Origin of the sequence: Catenuloplanes atrovinosus (assembly GCF_031458235.1) — a bacterium.
Lineage (GTDB): Bacteria > Actinomycetota > Actinomycetes > Mycobacteriales > Micromonosporaceae > Catenuloplanes > Catenuloplanes atrovinosus.
In genome coordinates, this window is sequence record NZ_JAVDYB010000001.1 from 3,834,847 (window position 1) to 3,854,816 (window position 19,970).

At 73.3% G+C, this 19,970-nt stretch carries 19 protein-coding genes; 9 read left to right on the forward strand and 10 right to left on the reverse strand.

Annotated features, from left to right (window positions below; translation table 11 throughout):
• Positions 1-50 precede the first annotated feature (50 nt).
• Complete coding sequence (locus J2S41_RS17250) at positions 51-314, forward strand: hypothetical protein (RefSeq protein ID WP_310368897.1); 264 nt, start codon at positions 51-53, stop codon at positions 312-314.
• A 5-nt stretch (positions 315-319) separates the two neighbouring features.
• On the opposite strand, the gene J2S41_RS17255 is transcribed toward J2S41_RS17250, so the two are convergent.
• A complete protein-coding gene (locus J2S41_RS17255; RefSeq protein ID WP_310368898.1) occupies positions 320-1,096 on the reverse strand; it encodes an SAM-dependent methyltransferase in 777 nt (258 codons plus the stop codon).
• A 217-nt stretch (positions 1,097-1,313) separates the two neighbouring features.
• Here J2S41_RS17255 and J2S41_RS17260 point away from each other — a divergent pair, with 217 nt between their 5' ends.
• Positions 1,314-1,739, forward strand: a complete 426-nt coding sequence (locus J2S41_RS17260) for a VOC family protein (protein ID WP_310368899.1) — start codon at positions 1,314-1,316, stop codon at positions 1,737-1,739.
• A 131-nt stretch (positions 1,740-1,870) separates the two neighbouring features.
• Here the strand turns inward: J2S41_RS17260 and J2S41_RS17265 are convergent, their stop codons facing one another.
• The gene (locus J2S41_RS17265) at positions 1,871-3,832 is read right to left on the reverse strand and encodes a putative bifunctional diguanylate cyclase/phosphodiesterase (protein WP_310368900.1); all 1,962 of its coding nucleotides are present in this window, start codon (positions 3,830-3,832) and stop codon (positions 1,871-1,873) included.
• 84 nt (positions 3,833-3,916) lie between these two features.
• On the opposite strand from J2S41_RS17265, the gene J2S41_RS17270 reads away from it, so the two are divergent.
• Entirely contained in the window at positions 3,917-4,966 is a 1,050-nt protein-coding gene (locus J2S41_RS17270; RefSeq protein WP_310368901.1) for a sugar ABC transporter substrate-binding protein, read from the forward strand.
• Positions 4,967-5,087: 121 nt separating this feature from the next.
• On the opposite strand, the gene J2S41_RS17275 is transcribed toward J2S41_RS17270, so the two are convergent.
• Positions 5,088-5,849 carry a PilZ domain-containing protein gene (locus J2S41_RS17275; protein WP_310368902.1) on the reverse strand — a complete coding sequence of 254 codons (762 nt, stop codon included), beginning with the start codon at positions 5,847-5,849 and terminating at the stop codon, positions 5,088-5,090.
• A gap of 84 nt (positions 5,850-5,933) precedes the next feature.
• Between J2S41_RS17275 and J2S41_RS17280 the strand changes: the two genes are divergently transcribed.
• Complete coding sequence (locus tag J2S41_RS17280) at positions 5,934-7,211, forward strand: ABC transporter substrate-binding protein (RefSeq protein ID WP_310376396.1); 1,278 nt, start codon at positions 5,934-5,936, stop codon at positions 7,209-7,211.
• A 194-nt stretch (positions 7,212-7,405) separates the two neighbouring features.
• Here the strand turns inward: J2S41_RS17280 and J2S41_RS17285 are convergent, their stop codons facing one another.
• A complete protein-coding gene (locus J2S41_RS17285) occupies positions 7,406-7,654 on the reverse strand; it encodes a winged helix-turn-helix domain-containing protein (protein ID WP_310368903.1) in 249 nt (82 codons plus the stop codon).
• A gap of 309 nt (positions 7,655-7,963) precedes the next feature.
• Here J2S41_RS17285 and J2S41_RS17290 point away from each other — a divergent pair, with 309 nt between their 5' ends.
• The 3 genes from J2S41_RS17290 to J2S41_RS17300 all read left to right on the forward strand — a co-directional run bounded on the left by J2S41_RS17290 (position 7,964) and on the right by J2S41_RS17300 (position 10,756).
• On the forward strand, positions 7,964-9,073 hold the full coding sequence (locus tag J2S41_RS17290; RefSeq protein ID WP_310368904.1) for an ABC transporter substrate-binding protein: 1,110 nt from the start codon (positions 7,964-7,966) through the stop codon (positions 9,071-9,073).
• Between the two features lie 7 nt (positions 9,074-9,080).
• On the forward strand, positions 9,081-9,905 hold the full coding sequence (locus tag J2S41_RS17295) for a class I SAM-dependent methyltransferase (protein ID WP_310368905.1): 825 nt from the start codon (positions 9,081-9,083) through the stop codon (positions 9,903-9,905).
• Positions 9,906-10,000: 95 nt separating this feature from the next.
• Positions 10,001-10,756 carry an ABC transporter permease gene (locus J2S41_RS17300; RefSeq protein ID WP_310368906.1) on the forward strand — a complete coding sequence of 252 codons (756 nt, stop codon included), beginning with the start codon at positions 10,001-10,003 and terminating at the stop codon, positions 10,754-10,756.
• On the opposite strand, the gene J2S41_RS17305 is transcribed toward J2S41_RS17300, so the two are convergent.
• A complete protein-coding gene (locus tag J2S41_RS17305) occupies positions 10,753-11,331 on the reverse strand; it encodes a TetR/AcrR family transcriptional regulator (protein WP_310368907.1) in 579 nt (192 codons plus the stop codon). The genes J2S41_RS17300 and J2S41_RS17305 overlap by 4 nt on opposite strands.
• Positions 11,332-11,393: 62 nt before the next feature.
• Here J2S41_RS17305 and J2S41_RS17310 point away from each other — a divergent pair, with 62 nt between their 5' ends.
• Positions 11,394-13,595 (forward strand): GMC family oxidoreductase N-terminal domain-containing protein, encoded by a 2,202-nt coding sequence (locus tag J2S41_RS17310; RefSeq protein ID WP_310368908.1) that lies wholly within the window; start codon positions 11,394-11,396, stop codon positions 13,593-13,595.
• A gap of 102 nt (positions 13,596-13,697) precedes the next feature.
• Here J2S41_RS17310 and J2S41_RS17315 read toward each other — a convergent pair whose 3' ends face one another.
• From J2S41_RS17315 to J2S41_RS17335, 5 genes are all read right to left on the reverse strand, one after another.
• Positions 13,698-14,951 carry a PLP-dependent aminotransferase family protein gene (locus J2S41_RS17315; protein WP_310368909.1) on the reverse strand — a complete coding sequence of 418 codons (1,254 nt, stop codon included), beginning with the start codon at positions 14,949-14,951 and terminating at the stop codon, positions 13,698-13,700.
• A gap of 212 nt (positions 14,952-15,163) precedes the next feature.
• Entirely contained in the window at positions 15,164-15,424 is a 261-nt protein-coding gene (locus J2S41_RS17320) for a hypothetical protein (RefSeq protein WP_310368910.1), read from the reverse strand.
• A gap of 49 nt (positions 15,425-15,473) precedes the next feature.
• Positions 15,474-16,952 carry an acetyl-CoA acetyltransferase gene (locus J2S41_RS17325; RefSeq protein ID WP_310368911.1) on the reverse strand — a complete coding sequence of 493 codons (1,479 nt, stop codon included), beginning with the start codon at positions 16,950-16,952 and terminating at the stop codon, positions 15,474-15,476.
• On the reverse strand, positions 16,949-18,064 hold the full coding sequence (locus J2S41_RS17330) for an NAD(P)H-dependent flavin oxidoreductase (protein ID WP_310368912.1): 1,116 nt from the start codon (positions 18,062-18,064) through the stop codon (positions 16,949-16,951). The genes J2S41_RS17325 and J2S41_RS17330 overlap by 4 nt, the downstream gene beginning before the upstream one ends.
• A 39-nt stretch (positions 18,065-18,103) precedes the next feature.
• A complete protein-coding gene (locus J2S41_RS17335; RefSeq protein WP_310368913.1) occupies positions 18,104-18,889 on the reverse strand; it encodes an isocitrate lyase/PEP mutase family protein in 786 nt (261 codons plus the stop codon).
• A 24-nt stretch (positions 18,890-18,913) separates the two neighbouring features.
• Between J2S41_RS17335 and J2S41_RS17340 the strand changes: the two genes are divergently transcribed.
• A complete protein-coding gene (locus J2S41_RS17340; RefSeq protein WP_310368914.1) occupies positions 18,914-19,960 on the forward strand; it encodes a hypothetical protein in 1,047 nt (348 codons plus the stop codon).
• Positions 19,961-19,970: the final 10 nt, after the last annotated feature.

Below are 19,970 nucleotides of genomic sequence, written 5' to 3' on the forward strand. Positions count from 1 at the left end.
GAAGCGGTCGGTTACCGTGGGTGGCAGAGTTGGTGAGGAGATGGGGTGCGGTGAGCGGTTTCGTCAAGCGGTTCCTGCTGTCGATGGTGGCGTCGAGGCTCCAGCGGAGGGCGCACCGGGGCAATCCGGTCGCGGGCGGGCTGCTGGGTGAGATCAACCGGCGCCTCTACGGGCACGGCCACGGGCACGGCGGCTACGGGCGTCACCCGTACGGGCCGCCGCCCGGATATCACCACGGTGGTGGCTACCACGGTCACTCCCGATACAAGGGGCACTACCGGCACAAGGGGCACTACCGCCGCAAGTTCTGGTAGGTGACTCAGACCTTCCGCGCCACGGCGCCGTAGGCGTCGATCGGCTCGACGTCGGCGGAGTCCGGCCGCCACGCGGAGATCCGCACCAGGCCGGGCTCCACCATGGACAGTCCGTCGAAGCAGGTGGCGAGCTCCTCGGGGCTGCGCAGGACGTACGGCACGCCGCCGCTCTCGGCCAGCCGGCGCGCGCCCTCGACCACGGCGGGCGTGGTGTTGGTGCCGTCCCACAGCACCAGGTGACTGCCGGGCACCGTGTCGGCCATCATCCGCGCGACGATCGACCGGACCACGGCCAGGTCCGGCTCGTAGCCCATCACGCCCATGAACATGACCGCGATCGGCTCGCGGAAGTCCAGCGCGGTCGCGGCCTCGGCCAGGATTCGCTCCGGCTCGTGGTAGTCGGCGTGCACGTACCGGGTGGCGCCGCCGCCGTCCAGCAGGGTGCGGGCGTGCGCCAGCACCATCGGGTCGTTGTCCACGTAGACGACGCGCGCCTCGTGCGCCACGCCCCGCGCGACCTCGTGCGTGTTCTGCATGGTGGGCAGCCCGGTGCCGACGTCCAGGAACTGCCGGATGCCGGCCTCCGCCGCGAGGTGGCGCACCGCCCGGATCAGGAAGCCGCGGGACAGCCGCGCCATCGCCGCGATCTGCGGGTAGACCCGCACGACGGCGTCGCCCGCGGCCCGGTCGGCGGCGAAGTTGTCCGTGCCGCCCATCCAGTAGTTCCAGATCCGCGCGGCGTGCGGCACGTCCGTTCGCAGATCCGCCTCCGGCTGAGTCATGACTCCGTTTGTAATCAACCTGGAGATCATCGGCAAGTACGCGCGTCCGTCAGCCAGGCGGTGAGCGAGTCCGCGTCTCACCGCGCCATCATGGCGAACCTGCGGCGGCGCGCGCGCCGCAATAACGCGCGCAGAGGGTGACAGAACCTGGCACCTACCGCTGGCAGAGTTCAGCTCGCGCCAGGGCAAGCCGGGCGAACACTCGAACGGAGTCATCATGAGCATCACCACCACCACGCACCTGAACTTCCGTGGCGACGCCCGCGCGGCGCTGGAGTTCTACCAGTCCGTCTTCGGCGGCGAGATCGCGGTGGCCACGCACCAGCAGGCCTACGGCACCGAGGACCCGGCCGAGGCCGACCTCGTCGCGTGGGGGCAGGTGCGGGCGGAGAACGGCTTCCACGTCATGGCCTTCGACGTGCCGGCCGGCCAGTCCTACGACCCGGGCGACAAGCCGGTCTTCGTCTCCGTCCGCGGCACCGACGCCGACGAGATCACCGGCTACTGGAAGGGCCTGGCTGACGGCGCCACGATCATCCAGGACCTGGCACCGTCCGGCTGGACGCCGCTCTACGGCATGCTCAAGGACCGCTTCGGCGTCACCTGGGTCCTCGACATCGCCGTCGCCTACCAGGCCGCCTGACCCACGCCGGTGCGCGGCACGCCGACTCGCGTGCCGCGCACGTCGCCGTGCGGAGGCGTGCGGCGGCGTGCGGCGGCGTGCGGAGGCCGCGAGCGTCGCCGTTGGTCGAGCGGGTGCCGGGAGCGTCGTCGTCAGGAGAGCGCGGGGGCGGTGCGGTCGGAGGTCCATTCGGTGGCCCAGGTGGCGAAGTCGTCCGGGGGCAGCGGGCGGCAGAAGAGGTAGCCCTGGCCGACCTCGCACCCCATGTCCGCGATCGCCTCGTGGGTGCGCTCGTCCTCGACGCCCTCCACCACGACCTGAAGGCCCAGCGCGTGGGCCAGCTCGACCATCGCGGTGACGATGGGCCGGCCGCGCGGGGTGGAGAGGATCTCCGTGGTGAACTGGCGGTCGATCTTCAGCTCGTCCAGCGGCAGCACCTGGAGGTAGCTCATCGACGAGTAACCGGTGCCGAAGTCGTCGATCGAGAGCAGGACGCCGCGGTCGCGCATGTCGCGCAGCGCGGCGGCGGCGCGGGGCGGGTCGTCGACCAGCGCGCTCTCGGTGATCTCGATGGTCAGCTGGCCGGCGGCGGTGCCGTACCGGTCCATCAGCGCGGCCACCCGGGCGGGGAAGCCGGGGTCGAGCAGGTTGGACGCGCCGACGTTCACCGAGACCGGCATCAGCAGGCCGTCGTGCCGCCAGCGCTGGTGCTGAGCGAGCGCGGCCTCGAGCACGGCGTCGGTGAGCGGGCGCATCAGGTCGCTCTGCTCGGCGGTGGGGACGAACAGGTGCGGGCCGAGCAGTCCGCGGACCGGGTGCCGCCAGCGGACCAGCGCCTCCGCCCCGCAGAGCGTGCGCGTGCCGACCCGCACCTTGGGCTGGTAGTGCAGTTCGAGCTCGCCGTTCTCGATGGCGCGGCGCAGCTCGCCGAGCAGCGTGAGCCGCTCGAAGCTGTTCTGGTCGGCGTCCGGATCGTACATGCTGATGCCGTTGTGCCCGCGTTTCGCCGCGTACATGGCGACGTCCGCGTGCTGGAGCAGCTCCGCGGCGCTGGTGCTGGGCGAGGGGTAGAACGCGACGCCGATGCTGCCGCTGATGTCGAGCGTCAGGCCCTCCAGCTCGGCCGGGCCGCAGAGCGCGGCCAGGATGCGCTCGCCGATGTCCATCACCTCCTCCGCGGAGTCGACCGCGGAGAGCAGCACCGCGAACTCGTCGCCGCCGAGGCGCGCGACCAGGTCCGTACCGCGGGAGGCGCCGGTCAGCCGCCGGGCCACCTCCTGCAGCAGCAGGTCGCCGGCGTGGTGGCCGAGCGTGTCGTTGACCTCCTTGAACCGGTTGAGGTCGATGAGCAGCAGGCCGACCCCGGCGCCGCCCGGCACCGTACGCCCGATGGCCTTCTCGATGCCCTCGGTGAGCAGGTTGCGGTTGGCGACGCCGGTGAGGCCGTCGTGGCTGGCCCGGTAGCGGCTCTCCGCGGCCTGCCGCTCGGTGCTGCGCTGGTAGACCAGCAGTACCACGGTGCAGAAGACGACCAGTGCCAGGTCGGCCAGGGAGATGACGGTGACGGCCAGCTTGATCTGGTCGCTGTCCTGCCGTGCCTCGCGGAGCCGGTCGCCGATCTCCAGGTTGTTCCGCGCAATGTTGAGCGAGGCCTGCTTGCGCAGCGCCGCGGCGCTGAGCGCGGCCTGCCGGGCCTGGTGGCGGAGCGCGTCCTCGTCACCGCCGCGGGTGACGTCGACCAGGTTCCGCAGCGTGTAGCTGTACCCGCCGTACGTGTTCTGCAGCGACCGGGCCTGCGCGCTGTCGTCCGGCCCGCCGTACGCGTTGAGCCAGCGCAGGTTCTCCTCGGCCGAGCCGATCGATCCGGACAGCACGGCGCGGCCCTCCGCGCTCTGCTGCTCCAGGAAGTCGACCAGCATCTCGTACTCAATGTTGATCTTCAGATAGACCTCGTTCCACTGCTGGCTGACCTGCTGCCGGCCGGCGACGGACGCGGAGGCCTGGGCGGCGGTGCGCGCGCTGATGAACGCCAGCCCGGCGAGCAGCGTGAGGCCGATGGTGAGCGCCACGATCGCGCTGCGGGCGACCGCGCGGCGCTGCAACCAGTGACGCATCCGCCCGCACCTCCCCTCGTCATCGCCCATCGTCCGGAGCCGGGTTTCCCTGAGCTAATCCGGAATCGTGCCGATGGGGCGGACATGGACGTGTCCCGCCGGGTCGCCGCCGCGCTGACCGTGGCGCTGCTGGCGTGCGCCGCCGGGTGCACCGGCGCAGCGGACGACCGGCGGGCCGGCGCGGTGGCGCTGCTGGTCGCGGGCCGCCAGTTCGGGTTCGTGCAGGAGATGACGTTCGGCTTCGCGCACGGCGTGGACGAGGTCGGCGGCGTCGCGCACACCGAGTCCGGCCCCGGGGTCGCGGACAGCGCCGCGCAACTGGAGCAGTTCCACGCGGCGGAGCAGGCGTCCCCGGCCAGCCTCGCCGTCTTCACGCTCACCCCGGAGCTGTTCGCGGACTCGATCGGCTCCGCGATCACCCGCGGCACACCGGTGATCTCGGTGCACGCGCCGCCCGCGCCCGGCTCCGGGGTGCGGCTGTTCGTCGGCAACGACAACTACCGGCTCGGCGCGATGCTGGGCGAGGCGGTCGCGGCGCGGCTGCCCGCCACCACCGGCGGCGTGATCGTGATCGGCTCGGTCTCGCCCGGCATCCCGTCGCTGGACAGCCGCGTGGCGGGCGTGCGGGACACGCTGCACCGGCTGCTGCCGACCGTGGTCGTGGTCGGCCCGTTCGACACCAAGCAGGAGCCGGGCGCGAACCTGCGCGCCTGGCAGACGCTGCACCGGGCGAACCCGGGCGCGCTCGCGCTGATCGGCGTCGGCGGACGCGACGCCAACTCCATCGCCGCGCTGCGCGCCGCCGGCCACGATCCGTGGGTGGCCGGCGCGATCGGCTTCGACGACTCCTCGCTGACGCTCGCCGCCAAGGGCCGGATGGTGCTCGTCTCCACCGAGACCTACCTTCAAGGCCAGGTCGCCGGCCGCCTCCAGGCGCTCGCCGCGAAGACCGGCCGCCCGCTCCCGATCGGCTGGATCCAGACCCCCGGCCTGCTGATCGACGACCGCAACGCAGCCGCGATCATCGCCCGCCAGTTCTCCGAGGCGCGCCGCCAGCAGTGGTTCCGCGACATGGCCGACACCATCGTCCACGCACCGGAGCAGTTCCTGCGACCGCTCGAGGACGCGGTCTAAGAAGATCAAATTCTTTCTCTTCCCGCGTCCGGCGTGGTCGCCTTCCGAGTGCTCCCGCGGGCACCGGTCGGCCGCGGGCGGCCTCCCTGCACGTGTCGCGGTGGTCGCCAGGGGACGTCGGTCAGTCGTCCCAGGCGAGGCGGGGCCGGCCGCCGGCCAGGGAGACGACGCGGGCCAGCAGCAGCTTGTCGTCGATCGCGATGACGACGCGTTCGCCGCGCTGGACGGTGAGGTCGCCGCCGGTGACGGCGCCGCCGAGCGCGGTCGCCTGGAACGTGACCCGGGCGGAGCCGGTCGAGGTCCACAGCCAGGCCGGGCCGCTGGGCACGGCGGCGCCGTCCGCTCCGGTGGTCCAGGTGATGGCGGCGACCATGTCGCGGTCCGCGGGGCGCAGCTGGGTGAACGCGAACCGGGCCCGGCCGACCCGGCCGTCGATGGTGGCGGCGATGCAGGTCATCGGGGATTCGCCGAGCGTGATCCGGGCGGCCACGGTGACACCGGCCGGGATCTCGCGGTCGAGCTGGGCGGAGAAGCCGCCGACGGACATGTCGGTGGTACGGCCGGTGGCGGGCTCGTCGGCACCGGGCCACCAGATGGTGGCGGCCGAGGTGACCGGCTGCCGGACGTAGCGGCGGCGGTCGGCACCGGTCGGGCGCGGCAGGCCGAGGTGCAGGTCGGGGCCGTCGGTGCCGCGCACCGCGGCCCACCAGCGGCCGAGCGGCGTGACCCGCACCAGCGAGACGGTGTCGAACGTCTCCAGCCCGGTCCAGGTGCCGGCGTTCCGCCGCAGATGCAGGGAACGGTCACCGGCGGCGATCACGGTCGCCTCGCCGCCGGGCTCGACCCGGACCGGCACGTCCACCCATCCCTGAAGATCCGCCATGCCCATATAGTGTCTGAAACATACCGATAAATCCGGGCGAATCGCAGTAGGGTGAAGGGCGCAGAGGAGGTCCGTGCCGTGTCGATGTCCCGTCGGCGGGTGTTGCGCGCCGCCGCCGGCCTGGCGACCGCCTCGATCACCGGATGCGGCGGGGACGGGCCGGGCATCGCGACCGGCGGTGGCGAGACGGTGCTGTGGTACTGGCCGGGCGGGCTCAGCGGCGCGGTGCTGAGCGACGCGGTGACGCACTTCGCGGCCCGGACCACGCTGCGGCCCACCCCGATCGACGGCGACTACCGGGCGCGGCTCGCCGAGGTGCTGGCCGGGCCGCCCACCGCGGTGCCGTCGATCGCGGGCATCCGCAGCGAGGAGATCGCGGCGTTCCTGCCGCGCGCGGATCTCTTCGCGGACCTGCGCCCACTCGGCGCGGAGGAGGTCGCCGGGCAGTACGTGCCGTGGAAGTGGCAGCAGGCCAGCGCGCCGGACAACCGGCTGATCGGCTTCCCGGCCGGCATCGGGCCGACCGCGATGTACTACCGCACGGACGTCTTCGAGCGCGCCGGCCTGCCGGTCGAGCCGACCGAGGTGGCGGACGCGATCGGCACCTGGAACGACTACGTCGAGGCGGGCCTGCAGATCGGCCGCGCACTGCCGGGCACCCGCCTGCTCCGCAACGCGCAGGAGCTGTTCGTCATCGTCGTCCACCAGGGTGCGAAGCGGTTCATCGACGAGGCGAACCACTTCGTCGGTGACGGTACGCACGTGCGCGCCGCCTGGGAGACGGCCGCGCGGCTGGTCGGCACCGGCGTCAGCGCGGGCATCCCGGCCGCGGACGACGCGCGGTGGCGGACCGCGCTGCGGGACGGCACGCTCGCGACCGAGCTGGGCGCGGCGTGGCGCGGTCACGACCTCAAGACCGCGGCGCCGGGCGCGTCCGGGCGGTGGCGGGTGACGTCGGGGCCGGCCGCGGGCGCGGACTACGGCGGGGCGTTCCTGTCGCTGCCGGTCAACGGGCGGGATCCGGCGCTGGCGTACGAGATCGTGGCCTGGCTGCTGTCCCCGGAGAATCAGGCGCGCGCGTTCACCGACGCCGGGCTGTTCCCGGCCTCCCCCGCCACGTACACGATGGCCGCGCTGCGCGAGCCGGACCCGTACTTCGGCGGCCAGCTCACCGGCGAGGTGTTCGGCGCCTCGGCCGAGCGCGCGCGGCTGGTCTACGAGGCTCCGGCGGACGTGGACGTGCAACGCGTGTACGTCCGGCAGCTCGGCGCCTACGAGCGCGGCGACAAGACCGAGACGGAGGCGTGGCGCGACGCGGTCGCCGAGGGCCGCCGCCTCGCCACCAGCCTCGGCGTCAACTGACGCGGCCCCGAGCGGCCGATGTGGAGGATCGCACGCCGTCACCCGTACGGGTGCGCGGCGCGAATGGCGAAAGACCGCAGAACGAAGTAGTAAGTGTGCGGAGAGTGACCACTGTGGTCGTGCCGAGACAGAACCGGCCCTTCGAACGAAACACCGGCGAAGCCGGGCGCCGCACGGGAGCATGCCCGGGAGATCTACATCGCCTGCGGCCGTGAGCGCGGCGCCGAACCGGTCGGGACGTAGACGCCGCGTCCCTGGTGACCCTGCAGTTCACCCAGCGTATTGAGCATGCGGATGGCCATCTTGACCGGCTCGGCACTGCAGTTGTACGCCACGGTGAGCTCGGAGATGGACGGCAGCTTGTCGCCGGGCTTGAGGTCGCCGTTCGCGATCTTGGTGCGGATGTCAGCCATGATCTGCTGGTAGATGGGGGTGGCGGGCATGGTGAGGGACTCCCTTGGTCAGCGCCTGCCATGACATCACGCTGGACCTCGGATAACAAGCATCCCAAGAATCCTCAGTATCCACAGTTGACTTGGAATGAGAAGCATTCTAGGTTTTCGTGCCGAGGGTCCGCCCGTTCTGCTCTTGGTCAGCAACTTTGGGTGACGATGGCGGGCCCTCCCCCTGATCGGGGCGGCCCCTCACCCGACCGCCCCGGCGCCGTGTCGACGCTGGAGAACCCCCTCGCCGCGACCGCGGCCGCTCCTCGCCGACTTGGAATGCAAAGAATGCCGAGAAGGGATGTTGCAGTGGCATCACTGCTGAACCGGCCGCTCAGCCGCCGGACGCTGCTGGCAGGCAGCGCGGCGGCCGGCGTCGGCCTCACCGGGCTGGCCGCCGCCGGTTGCACGTCGAACCCGACCTCCGAGGTGGCCGCGCCGAGTGGCGAGCTGCGCAAGACCACGTACATGACCGCGTTCGGTCTGCCGGGTCGCGAGGCCGCCGGTGCGGTGGCGAAGGGCAAGGGCTTCTTCCAGGAGGCCGGCCTCGACGTCACCATCGTCGCGGGCGCGGCCGGCGAGAAGAACTACGCGGCCATGGAGTCCGGGCAGGTCGACTTCGGCGCGGTGGACTGGTCGGGCGCGGTCCCGCGCTACGCCAAGGGCGGCAAGGCCGTGAAGATCGTGGCCGCGATCCACTCGCAGACCCTCATCTCGATGGTGACGCTGCCCAGCAAGGGCATCACCAGCGCGCGCCAGCTCATCGGCAAGAAGATCGGCGTGGGCGCGGGCGCGGCGCCGAAGTCCGTCTTCCCGGCGTACGCGTCCGCGTTCAACATCGACCCGGCCGAGCTCAACACCGTGCAGTGGCAGGAGGTCGCGCCCGACCAGGTCGCGGGCCTGCTGATCGCGGGCCAGGTCGACGCGATCGGCCTGTTCGTCGCGGGTACGCCCGGCGTGCGCAAGGCCGCGATCGGCAAGGGCCTGATCACCAAGGAGCAGGACCTGGTGGTGCTGCCCTACTCCGACGGCCTGACCGACCTGATGGGCAACGTGCTCACCGCGCGCACCCAGCTCATCCAGGAGCAGCCGCAGTTGGTCCGCGACTTCACCGGCGCGCTGATGAAGGGCCTGGACTACGCCATCAACAACCCGGAGGAGTCGGCGAAGATCCTGGCCGAGCAGGTGCCGGAGACCGACCCGGAGGTGGCGGCCGCGGAGCTGACCATCATGAAGACCTACGTCTACCCGCAGGACAGCACGAAGCCGATCGGCTACATCGACGAGGCGCGCGCCGCGAAGGGCGCCGCGATCCTCGAGGGCGTGCTCCAGCTGCCGCCGATCGACGTCGGCGACATGATCGATTTCAACTTCGTTCCCGGCGCCGCGCCGGTCCCGGCCTCCTCGTCGGCGAAGTGACGCGGGCATGACGGACATCCGGCCGTACCCGCTGAGCAACCTGCACGAGGCCTCCGGCGACCATCACGACGCGCTCAGCGCCCTGCTCGACGACGACACCATGTACCGGATCACCAGCCTGATCGACCGGGAGAGCTTCCCGGCGACCGGGCTGCCGTCCGGCACCTGGGCCGGCGCGCGCATGCTCGAGGTCGGCGCCGGCGCCGGCAGCGTGGCGCAGAAGATGCGCTATCTGGTCGGCGAGACCGGGCGGGTGGTCGCGCTCGACCTGCATCCGGCGATCGAGCCGGACGGCAACCTCGACGTGGTGCGGCTCGACCTGCTCTCCGACGAGCCGCTGCCGGAGGGCCCGTTCCACCTGATCCACGCGCGGCTCACGCTCGGCCACCTGCCGCCGCGCAAGGCCATCACGGCGCGGCTGGCCGAGCGGCTCGCGCCGGGCGGCTGGCTGTGCCTGGAGGACTTCCGGGCCCGGCGGGAGCACATCGCGGTGTCCGGCGAGGGCGCGGACGTCGTGGAGGAGTTCCAGCGGACCGTGGGCCGGAAGGTGTTCGACGCGCACGGCACGGACCCGGGCTGGGCGCCGAGCATCCACGGTGTCCTCACCGGGCTCGGCCTGACCAATGTGGATACGAAGACGTTCAGTTCGTACTGGGGTGGCGGGAACGCGGGTGCGCGCTTCCTGACCGCGATCCACGCGCAGACCTACGACAAGGTGCTCGCGGCCGGCATGGCGAAGGAGCGGCTCGACCGGGTGCCGGAGATCATGGCGGACCCCGCGACGCTGATCCACGGCCACGAGGTCTTCTCGGTCGTCGGCCAGCGCGCCTGATCTCGCACCGTGCCGGGCGTGCCCGAGCACACCGGGACCGCCATCTTCCCGGTGTGCCCGCGCACGCCCGGCACATCCTATAAAGGGAGTCCTCTGTGTCTCTTCGCGCGACCGCGTTGCCGACCGCCGGGGTGATCGGCGTCGTGCTGGCCTGGTGGACGTTCACCGTGCTGGGCAACGTGCCCGAGTTCTTCCTGCCGTCGCCGCCGCAGATCTTCGACGCGTTCCTGCAGAAGCCGGGCTACCTGCTCGCCGAGGCGGGCGTCACGCTGATCGAGACGCTGGCCGGGTTCGCGATCGCCACCGTGGCCGGGCTCGGCATCGGCGTCGCGCTCGCGGCGTCGCGGACCGCGGACCGGGTCACGCTGCCGGTCTTCGTGGCGCTGAACGCCGTACCGAAGGTGGCCCTGGCGCCGCTGCTGCTGTTCTGGCTCGGCTTCGGGTTCCCGCCGAAGATCACGCTCGTGGCGATCATGTGTTTCTTCCCGGTGCTGCTGGCGGTGAAGCAGGGGCTGACCTCCGCGCCGACCGAGTCGCTGGAGCTGGCCGCGTCGCTGTGCGCGAACCGGCGCCAGACGTTCCTCAAGATCCGCATTCACTACGCGCTGCCGCAGATCTTCCTGGGGCTGAAGACCGCGATCAACCTGGCCGTGATCGGCGCGGTGGTGGCCGAACTGTCCAACCCGGAGCGCGGGCTGGGCACCGTGATCAGCCGCAGCACGTCGAACTTCGACACCCCGGCCGCGTTCGCCGCGATCGTGCTGCTGGCGGTCATCTCGGTGGCGCTGTTCTACGGCGTCGCGCTGATCGAGCGGCTGCTGCTGCCGTGGGCGCGGGAGACCAGCGGCTAGCCCCGCCAGGCGGTGAGGATCGCGCGCACGGCCCGGTCGCCGAGGTGCCGCGCGCGGTCCGGCCCGATGGTGCCGAGGTGGCCGAGGGACGCCATGCCGTGCAGCGTGCCCCAGAGCATCTCGCACCCCTCCCCCAGGTCCAGCGGCGTCTCGTTCTCCGCGGCCCACCCGGCGAGCAGGCCGTAGACGAGCTCGGTGACCGGCGTGGCGGACCGCTGCCGCGCGGCCGGGTCGAGCAGCGTGTTGTTCATCGCCTGGTACAGGTGCGGGTGCTCGCCGGCGAACCGCAGGTAGGCGTCGGCGCCGCGCAGAATCCGCTCCCCGGCCGGGCCGGGCGCGTCGATCGCGGCCGCCATCTCCCCGCGCAACCGCCGGTACCCCTGCTCGACCAGGACCAGGATCAGGCCGTCCTTGCCGTCGAAGTGCTGGTAGACGACCGGCGCGGTGTACTCGACCTCGGCGGCCACCCGGCGGACCGTCAGCGCGGCGGAGCCCTCGGCCTCCAGCACGTTCAGCGCCGCCGCGACGATCCTGGCCCGAACGTCGGCTCGCTCACGTTCCCGCCGCGTTGACATGTTCTGTGGCACCGCCCTAACTTAACAGTGTTCGGAAATCTAACAGTGTTAGGCAGGGGCGCATGTATGAGGTGCCGGAGTACCTGAGCCGCGATCACTACGAGGCACTGGTCATCGGCAGCGGCTTCGGCGGCGCCGTGGCCGTCTGCCGGCTCGCCCAGGCGGGCATCGACGTCGCCGTGGTCGAGCGCGGGCGCCGCTGGCCGGCCGGCAGCTTCCCGCGCGACCTGACCCGGCTCGACGACGGCTGGCTGTGGCTGTGCAACCACGGCCTCTACGACGCGCTGCCGCTCAACGACATCCTCGCCGTCCGCGCCGCCGGCTACGGCGGCGGCTCGCTGGTCTACGCGAACGTGGCCGCCCGGTCGCCGCAGCCGGTGTTCCGGGACTGGCCCGCGCCGTACAGCCGCGCACACCTGGAGGAGTACTACGACCTCGCCGCGCACATGCTCGACGTATCCCCGGTCCCGGACGACCGCGAGCTGCCACCGAAGACGCGCCTGATGGCCGAGGCCGCGTCCCGGCTCGGCCACCGCGAGGGCTTCTTCCACCCGAACCTGGCCGTGACGTTCGAGGACCGCGGCGAGGGGCAGACCAACCGGTTCGGCGTGCCGCAGCGCGGCTGCACCTACTGTGGACAGTGCGACATCGGCTGCAACGTCGGCGCCAAGAACACGCTGGACCACAACTACCTGGCGCTGGCCGAGCGGGCCGGCGCCGAGGTCGGCCTGCGCACCGAGGCGCTCTGGATCGGCACCACCGGCGACGGCCGCTACCGGGTCAAGCTGCGCGAGCACGGACACGCCGAGCCGGTCGAGCGCGAGGTCACCGCGCGGTACGTGTTCCTGTGCGCCGGCGCGCTCGGCAGCACCGAGATCCTGCTGCGCAGCCGCGACCAGTACGGCACGCTGCCCGGCCTGCCCGCCACGATCGGCAACGGCTTCTCCGGCAACGGCGACTTCCTCAGCTTCGGCCGCAACCTCGGCGCCGAGTTCGCGCCCTCGGTCGGCCCGACCATCACCACCGCCTCCGTGATCCGCGGCGGCGATCCCGACGACGAGCGCTGGTTCGTGCTGGAGGACGGCGGCTTCTCCGAGCACATCGCGGAGCTGGTCCGCACCATGCACCTGCCGTCCTATCTGGCCGGGCGGATGAGCCGGAGCATGACGTTCATGCTGGACCAGGCCAAGTCCTTCGCCCGCCAGTTGGAGACCGGCCGCACCGCCGTGCTGCTCGCCATGGGCCGCGACCACGCCGACGGCCGGATCGAGCTGCGCGGGGCCAAGCACCGGCTGCGCGTCGTGTGGAACACCACCCGCAACGATCCGCTCTACACCGACGAGCAGACCGCGTCCGGCGCCGTGGTCCGCGCGCTCGGCGGCACGCCGTTCACCACCCCGACGTGGCGCATGTTCCGGCAGCCGGTGACCGTGCACAACCTCGGCGGCGTACCCATGGGCAGCGCCGCCACGCCCGACGGCGAGGTGCTCGGCCATCCCGGGCTGTACGTGCTGGACGGCGCGCTGCTGCCCGGCTCCACCGGCGGTAACCCGTCCCTGACCATCACCGCCGTCGCCGAGCGCTGCATCGAGCGCGCGGTCCGCGCCATCACCGGCGATCCGGCCTGGCGGGCCCCCGAGCGCGCCGACGTCACCCCGCGCCCCGCACCCGAGGACGCCGCCGTCGAGGCCCTCTCCCGGCGCGGCCCGATCCGCCGCGACCCGGCCGGCCTGCGCTTCGCCGAGGTGATGACCGGCTCCGTGAACGGCGCCGCCGCCCAACTGCGCCTCACCGTGGAGATCCCGGACCTGCAAGCCATGATCGACGACCCGGCGCACGCCGCCACGCTCTACGGGACCGTCCGCGTCGCCGGCCTGACCGCCCGCCCCGCCATGGTCACCGACGGCACCCTGCACCTGCTCGCCACCGTGGACGGCGGCCCCGCGCGGACCATGACCTACCAGGTCCCGTTCACCGACGACACCGGCCGCGCCTGGCTGCTGCACGGCACCAAGCACGTGCGCCGCGGCTGGCGTACCAACCCGTGGATCGCCACCACCCGCCTCGCCGTCGCCGTCGTCGACCCCGACGACCGCTACGACGCGGTCACCCCCACCGGCCGGATGACCATCTCCGTCCCCGAGGTCGCCCGCCTGCTGACCTCGCTGCGGCCCACCGGCTCCGGCGGCGCCGGGACGATCGCGCGTTTCGGCGCCTTCTTCACCGGCCAGGTGGCGCGGGCCTTCCTGCAGCCCTCGCGATGACCCCCGGCCGCCGATGCCCTACGGTCGTGCGCCGCGCGAACCGCCGGCGCACGACACGCGACGCGCAGGATCGCGCGGCCGGGCCGGCCGGATGATCCGGGATCACACCCCCGGCGGAGGCGTCGGCAGCACGTACGGGCTGTGCAGGTGCTGGCGCAGCGCGCGCACGTCGAAGGCGACCCGGTCGCGGGCCTCCGGGTCGCGGATCGCCAGGGCGATCAGGCCGGCCAGCCGGCCCGCCTGCTGCTCCCCCAGGCCGGCGTGCACCGCCTCCGCCACGCCGAGGCTCAGCGCCGGCACCCCGCCGAAGCCCGGCAGGTCGTGGCGGATCTCCGCATCGATGCCGCCGGCCGCCAGGCGCTCCCCCGCCACGGCGGCGTCGACGCCGGCCGGGCGCGTGTCCACCCACAACTGGTGCCCGCCGGTGAAACCGCGCTCCGCCGCCTGCGGCACCAGCCCTTCGGCCGCCAGCGCGCCTCCCAGTGCCCGCGCGGTCCGCACCACCGCGCGCGCGTACGCGAGGCCGGCCCGCGACTGGAACTCGGCCAGCGCCAGCCCGAGCGCGCAGACCGCCGCCAGGTGATGCGAGGCGATCAGGTCCCGTTCCGCGGCGAACACGGCCTCGGCGACCCCGGCGGTACGCATGGCGAGCACGCCGTGCTGCGGACCCGGGAACGCGGTGTGCGTCGATCCGCCGATGCTGTCCGCGCCGAGGTGCAGCGGGTTCGGCAGCAGGCCGCCGAAGATCAGTGGCATGGTGGCGGAGATGTCCACGTGGGTGCGGACGCCGCCGGTCACGGCCAGCAGGTCGGGCAGCGGCAGCGGGAACAGCCCGCCGTCCTCGAAGAGGACCAGCGCGGGCCGGTGCGCGGCTATCGCCGCCTCCAGGGCGGACGGGTCGGGCCGGTACGGGTCCGCGTGCGCGAGGTGCACCGCCGCGTACCGCATGCGTGCGACCAGCCGGGACGTGCGGCACGGGCCGTCGTGGGCGGCGTGGACGACCAGGACCGTACCGCCGGGCGGTGCGTCCAGGGACGCGAGGACGAGCGTGGTCGACTGGGTGCCGGAGAGCGGCCGGGCGGAGACGTAGGAGGCGCCGGTCGCGACGTGCAGGAGCGGCAGCGTCAGGTCGGTCTCGATCCGGGCGGCGTGCCGGCGGGACGGCAGCGTCCAGTTGGCCGGGTCGCCGTCGATGTTGAAGAACGCGCGGGCCGCCGCGTCCGTGCCGAACACGGCCCTGGCCAGCCGCGATCCGGCGTTCTCGCTCGGGACCAGCGAGATGACCCGGGCCGCGCGGCGCTGGTGGCTGGAGAGAGCGTCGAGTCCGGCGGACAGCAGATCCTCAACGTCGACCACGGCGGGCACGGTCCTCCTCGGGGCACGGGTGCTGCGGGCCGCGGCAGCGTGCAGAGGGACTCTACGTGAGTAATCGGATCGCCGCAGTCCGTACAGTCATCGTGCCGTACCAATGGGTGATATTGAAGGTCTCCAGCAGCCTATTAGACGCCCTTCGATCCAGAATGGAGGGTCGTGGGCCGGACGATCCGGCCCATCCCCGCGTCCGTTGATCAGTAGCTGGTGTACGTGACGGTCTCGGAGTAGGTCACGGTGACCTCCTCGGCCGCGAGCGAGGTGTAGCCGCCCGGGACCTCGTAGGTCTCCTCGGCCACGCCGTCGCCGTCGTAGTCGACCGTGGCGACGTCCGCGAGCCCGTCCCCGTCCAGGTCGGCGACGGTGTAGATGCTGCCGTCCTCGAACTGCTCCGCGACCACGTAGTCGTCGGTGCCGTTGCCGTCCGCGTCCATCTGGAACTCGTAGATCTCGCTCATCCTTGTTCTATCTCCCTGTGCGTTGTGCGCCGTGCTTGTGACAGGAACATTAGGCGGCGGGCGGCCGCGATGTATCCCGGGAAAATGCCACCCCGTCGACCGTGCCGCGCGCGCCGAGCAGGTCGCCGCCGGCCGCGCAGGAGGCCACGAACCGCCGGCCGTCGGCCGTCCGGCCCACCACGACGGCGTCCTGCCCCGGTTTGCGGGTGTACGTCTCCACGACCGCGGGCCCGGCCGGGTCGTCGCACACCTCCACCGGGGGCACGCGGTCGAGCGCGGCCTGGATAGCGGCGCCGTCGCCCGGGCGCCACGGCGCGGGCACGGCCGAGTAGACGCCCACCGAGTACTTGCTGAGGAACCCGCCGTTCGCGCCGACCAGCCCGTACGTGCCCGGTGCCCGCCGCACCCGGCGGACCGTCTCCGCGATCGCGTGCAGCGCGTAGTCGTTGCCGGGACCGCCGAAGAACGGCAGCCCGCCGGTGACGGTCAGCCCGCGCGGGTCGTCGGCCGCCAGCCCGAGCCCGTCGCAGACCGCGAACACCGCGATCGGGAAGCAGCTGTACAGGTCGAGCACGTCCACGTCGCCGAGCGCGAGGCCGGCGACGTCCAGCGCGTGCCGGACAGCGGCGACCGCGGCCGGGTACGCGGACAGGTCGGGCCGCTCCAGCACCGGCTTCTCCCGCAGGTCGGCGTGGCCGTGCAGGAACACCCAGCGGTCCGGCGGGACGCCGAGCCGCCGCGCGGCCGCCACCGAGGCCAGCAGCACGGCCGCGCCCTGGTTGACCTTGTCCCGGGAGACCAGATACCGCGGGTACGGGTCGGCGACCAGCCGGTTCGCCGGCGTCGGCGTGACCAGCTCCGCCGCGGTGCGCACGGTCGGCGCGGCGGCGTGCGGATGCCCGGCGGCGACGCGCGTGAACGGCGCGAACAGCGCGCCCATCGCGGCCGCGTACGCCGCCTCGGACAGGCCGAGCCGGGCCCGGCGCGCGTGCTCGAACAGCGCGTACTGCCCGGGCGGGTCGAGCAGGCCGTGCGCGGCGAGCCGCGGCGGCATCAGCCCGTCCAGCCCGTACCCCCGGTCCTCGAGCTGCCCGCCGACGTGCTCGGTGAAGTCCGGCCGGTCGTCCGCGCCGGCGAACCGGGCGACCGTGGAGATCGCCTCGGCGCCGCAGACCAGTGCGGTGTCCGCGCGCCCGGCCGCGATCTCGCCGGCCAGCTCGGTGACCAGTCGTTGCGGCGCCTGCCCGCCGGTGACGTCCAGGATCGCCCGCGCGGGTGACTGCCCGAGCCGGGCCGCGACCGCGCGCGGCGGGTTGTCCGCCCGGCCGAGCGGCGCGTGCGACCAGGGCGTGGAGATCTCGAACTGCCGGACCGCCGCGACCACGTCGACGTGCACGCCGCCGGCCAGCGCCTCCGCGGCCGCGGCCGCCGCCAGGTCCACCGGGGACATCCGCCGGTAGCCGGGGTCGTCCAGGCGCTCGGAGGCCTCCCCCACGCCGATGATCACGGGCGTGCGGTCGTCGATCACAGGGCGCGCCCCAGCCGCGCGATTTGGGCCGCGCACTCCTCCGCCATGCTGCGAGTGATCTCCGCGGCCGGGCGCAGTCCACGGAACGAGCCGACCACCTGCCCGATGAAGAACGACTCCAGCTTCAGCGCGCCCTCGTGCCCGGCCGCGGCGGCGTCGTCGATGCGCTGCCACGCCTCGCCGGTCAGCAGCGGCTGCAGCGGCAACGGCAGCGGCGCCGGGCTGCCCGGCCGCTCCCACTCGTCGTGCCAGGCGCTGCGCAGCTGCCGGGCCGGCTTGCCGGTGCGGGTCGGCGAGCGCAGCGTGTCCGCGCTGGTCGCGGCCAGGAACTTCGACTTGATCGCCGCGTTCGCCACGTCCTCGTGGCTGGACAGCCACACCGAACCGCACCACACGCCGGCCGCGCCGAGCGCGAGCGCGGCCGCCATCTGCCGCCCGTCCGCGATCCCGCCCGCGGCCAGCACCGGGATGTCGCCGGCCAGGTCGGCGATCTCCGGGGTGAGGACCATGGTGGCGATCGTGCCGGTGTGCCCGCCGGCCTCGGTGCCCTGCGCGACCAGCAGGTCGACGCCGGCCTCCAGCTGCCGAACCGCGTGCTTGGGCGCGCCGACCAGCGCGGCGACGATCACCCCGGCCGCCTTGCCGCGCGCGACCAGCTCCGGCGGCGGCGTGCCGAGCGCGTTCGCGATCAGCGCGATCCGGTGCTGGAACGCCACGTCCAGCAGCGCGGCCACGCCGGTCGGGCTGACCCCGGCCGCGAACTCGTCCGCGATGTCCCGGGTGTCCGTCGGCGGGATGCCGTACCGGTCGAGCAGGTCGTTGACGAACGCGAAGTGCTCGGCCGGGATCTGCGCGCGCAGGCTGGCGATCAGGTCGTCCGGGTCGCCGGCCGCGAACCTGGAGGGGACGAGCAGGTCGACGCCGTACGGCCGGCCACCGACCCGCTCCTCGATCCAGGTCAGCTGCGCGTCCAGTTCCTCCGGCGCGTACGCCGAGGCGGCCAGCACGCCGAACCCGCCCGCGTTGGTCACCTCGGCCACCACCGCGGGCGAGCGGTTGAACCCCACGATCGGATGCCGCACGCCGGTCAGCTCAGTGAACGCGGTCCGCATCGGCACATCGTGCCCCGCGTCACCGCCGGCCGCCAGCCCCTACCCGCGGCCGAACGCGGCCTCGATCTCCGCGTCGGTCAGCGACCCGGCCCGGAACGTGGTGGTGCCCGGCCCGAGCAGTTCCCGCGCCGCGGTACGGGCGGCGCCGTAGGCGGCCCAGGCGAGCGCGCCGCCGGTGGAGACGCGGCGGACGCCGAGCGCGGCCAGCTCGGGCACGCTCGGCGCGCCGGAGGTGGCCAGCACGTTCACCGGCCCGCCCGCCGCCGCGACCACGCGGGCGATGTCCTCGGGCGCGCGGAGTCCGGGCGCGTAGAGCACGTCCGCGCCGGCCTCGCGGTACGCGCGCAGCCGCGCGACCGTGTCGTCCAGGTCGTCGTGGCCGTACAGGTGGTTCTCCGCGCGGGCGGTGAGCACGATGCCGTGCCGCGCGCAGGCCGACGCGGCGGCGGCCACCCGCGCGACCGCGTCGTCGCGGGTCTCGACCCGGCCGGCGCCCGGGTCGTAGTCCTCGATGGAGATGCCGGCCGCGCCGGCCGCGGCCAGCGCGTCCACGGTGGCGGCGACGTCGTCGAAGCACCGCTCGGCGTCCACGTTGAGCGGCACCCCGACCGCGGCGGTCACCGCGGCCACGTGCGCGACCAGCTCGTCCAGCGTGACCCGCTGGTCGAGTTTGCCGAGCGCGGCCGCGAGGCCGGAGGAGGTGGTGGCCAGCGCCGGGAAGCCCAGGCTCTCCAGCAGGCGGGCGGAGCCGGTGTCCCACGGGTTCGGCATCACGAACGTGCCGGACACGTGCAACGCGCGGAAGCGGTCGCGAAGATCGGTCATGGGCCTCAGCGTACGATCTGCGCCATGCAGGATCGGGGACTCGACACTTCCACCGACGCCGTCATCGCCGCCCTGGAGGCGTTCGACCGCGAGGCCTTCGGTGAGGCGATGCAGGAGCTGGCGCGGGCCACGCCGCGGTCCCGGCCGGACGAGGTGGCAACCGCGCTGACCCGGCTCGCGCCGGTGCTGGAGCGGCTGCCGATCGGCGTCGGCGGGCACCTGGCGCAGCTGACCGGCAGCATGGTCGACTTCGGCGGCACGCCGGACCTGGTGCTGCCCGTGCTGGTCGACCGCGCGTGCGAGGCGCTGGAGGCCGCGGCCCGGTTCCGCGTGCTGCACGAGAAGGCGTACGGCGAGGTGCCCGCCCCGGACGACCACGAGCGGATCCCGGCCACGATCGAGCGGTTCGTCGAGGGCGCGGACGCGCACGGGCTGTCCGACGTGGAGGGTCAGGCGCTGGTCGAGGCGTGGTTCACCGGCGAGCACTGGGTGCAGCCGGTGCTCTACCTGGCGCAGCGCCGCGACGTGCGGGCCGCGCTGCCGCAGCGCGACCGGCTGACCGCGGCAGTCGAGGCCACCCGCGACCACCTCGAAACGGCCGGCTGGCTGCACGGGCTGCTGCTGGTCCTCGACGACGCGCCGCTGATCGTGCTGCACCGCGAGTCCGGGCGCGGCTTCGAGGTCACGATCAGCGGGATCGGCGACAACTTCCAGCTGCACACGCTGCTCACCGCCGCGCTGATGGGCGGCGACCGCGGGCTGCCCGGCGAGCGGCCGTCCGAGGAGGAGATCGCGGCCGCCACGGACGGGCCGGAGCTGGAGCCGGAGGGCGGCATGATCGGCCGGGTGAACCTGGTCGACGGCGAGGGCACCTGGATCTGGAACGAGGGCCGTCCCGCGGACATCCCGGTCTACGACGGCGCGCGCGTGGTGGTGCTGGACCCGCCGCCGTACCGGCGCACCTGGAGCACCGGCCGGCCGTACCCGCTGATGGTCCCGTCCGTGACCGCGGAGGAGCTGCCCGCCGCGGAGGCCGCCCGCTGGCTGAGCCGGGTGAAGCCGGCCGCGTAACGCGTGTCCA

Coding starts and splice junctions, on each gene's coding strand:
- J2S41_RS17280 (WP_310376396.1), top strand. CDS start 5,934: ATGTCCCGTCGGCGGGTGTTGCGCGCCGCCGCCGGCCTGGCGACCGCC.
- J2S41_RS17320 (WP_310368910.1), bottom strand. CDS start 15,424: ATGAGCGAGATCTACGAGTTCCAGATGGACGCGGACGGCAACGGCACC.
- J2S41_RS17330 (WP_310368912.1), bottom strand. CDS start 18,064: ATGCGGACCGCGTTCACTGAGCTGACCGGCGTGCGGCATCCGATCGTG.
- J2S41_RS17285 (WP_310368903.1), bottom strand. CDS start 7,654: ATGCCCGCCACCCCCATCTACCAGCAGATCATGGCTGACATCCGCACC.
- J2S41_RS17310 (WP_310368908.1), top strand. CDS start 11,394: ATGTATGAGGTGCCGGAGTACCTGAGCCGCGATCACTACGAGGCACTG.
- J2S41_RS17260 (WP_310368899.1), top strand. CDS start 1,314: ATGAGCATCACCACCACCACGCACCTGAACTTCCGTGGCGACGCCCGC.
- J2S41_RS17270 (WP_310368901.1), top strand. CDS start 3,917: ATGGACGTGTCCCGCCGGGTCGCCGCCGCGCTGACCGTGGCGCTGCTG.
- J2S41_RS17305 (WP_310368907.1), bottom strand. CDS start 11,331: ATGTCAACGCGGCGGGAACGTGAGCGAGCCGACGTTCGGGCCAGGATC.
- J2S41_RS17335 (WP_310368913.1), bottom strand. CDS start 18,889: ATGACCGATCTTCGCGACCGCTTCCGCGCGTTGCACGTGTCCGGCACG.
- J2S41_RS17255 (WP_310368898.1), bottom strand. CDS start 1,096: ATGACTCAGCCGGAGGCGGATCTGCGAACGGACGTGCCGCACGCCGCG.
- J2S41_RS17265 (WP_310368900.1), bottom strand. CDS start 3,832: ATGCGTCACTGGTTGCAGCGCCGCGCGGTCGCCCGCAGCGCGATCGTG.
- J2S41_RS17295 (WP_310368905.1), top strand. CDS start 9,081: ATGACGGACATCCGGCCGTACCCGCTGAGCAACCTGCACGAGGCCTCC.
- J2S41_RS17275 (WP_310368902.1), bottom strand. CDS start 5,849: ATGGCGGATCTTCAGGGATGGGTGGACGTGCCGGTCCGGGTCGAGCCC.
- J2S41_RS17340 (WP_310368914.1), top strand. CDS start 18,914: ATGCAGGATCGGGGACTCGACACTTCCACCGACGCCGTCATCGCCGCC.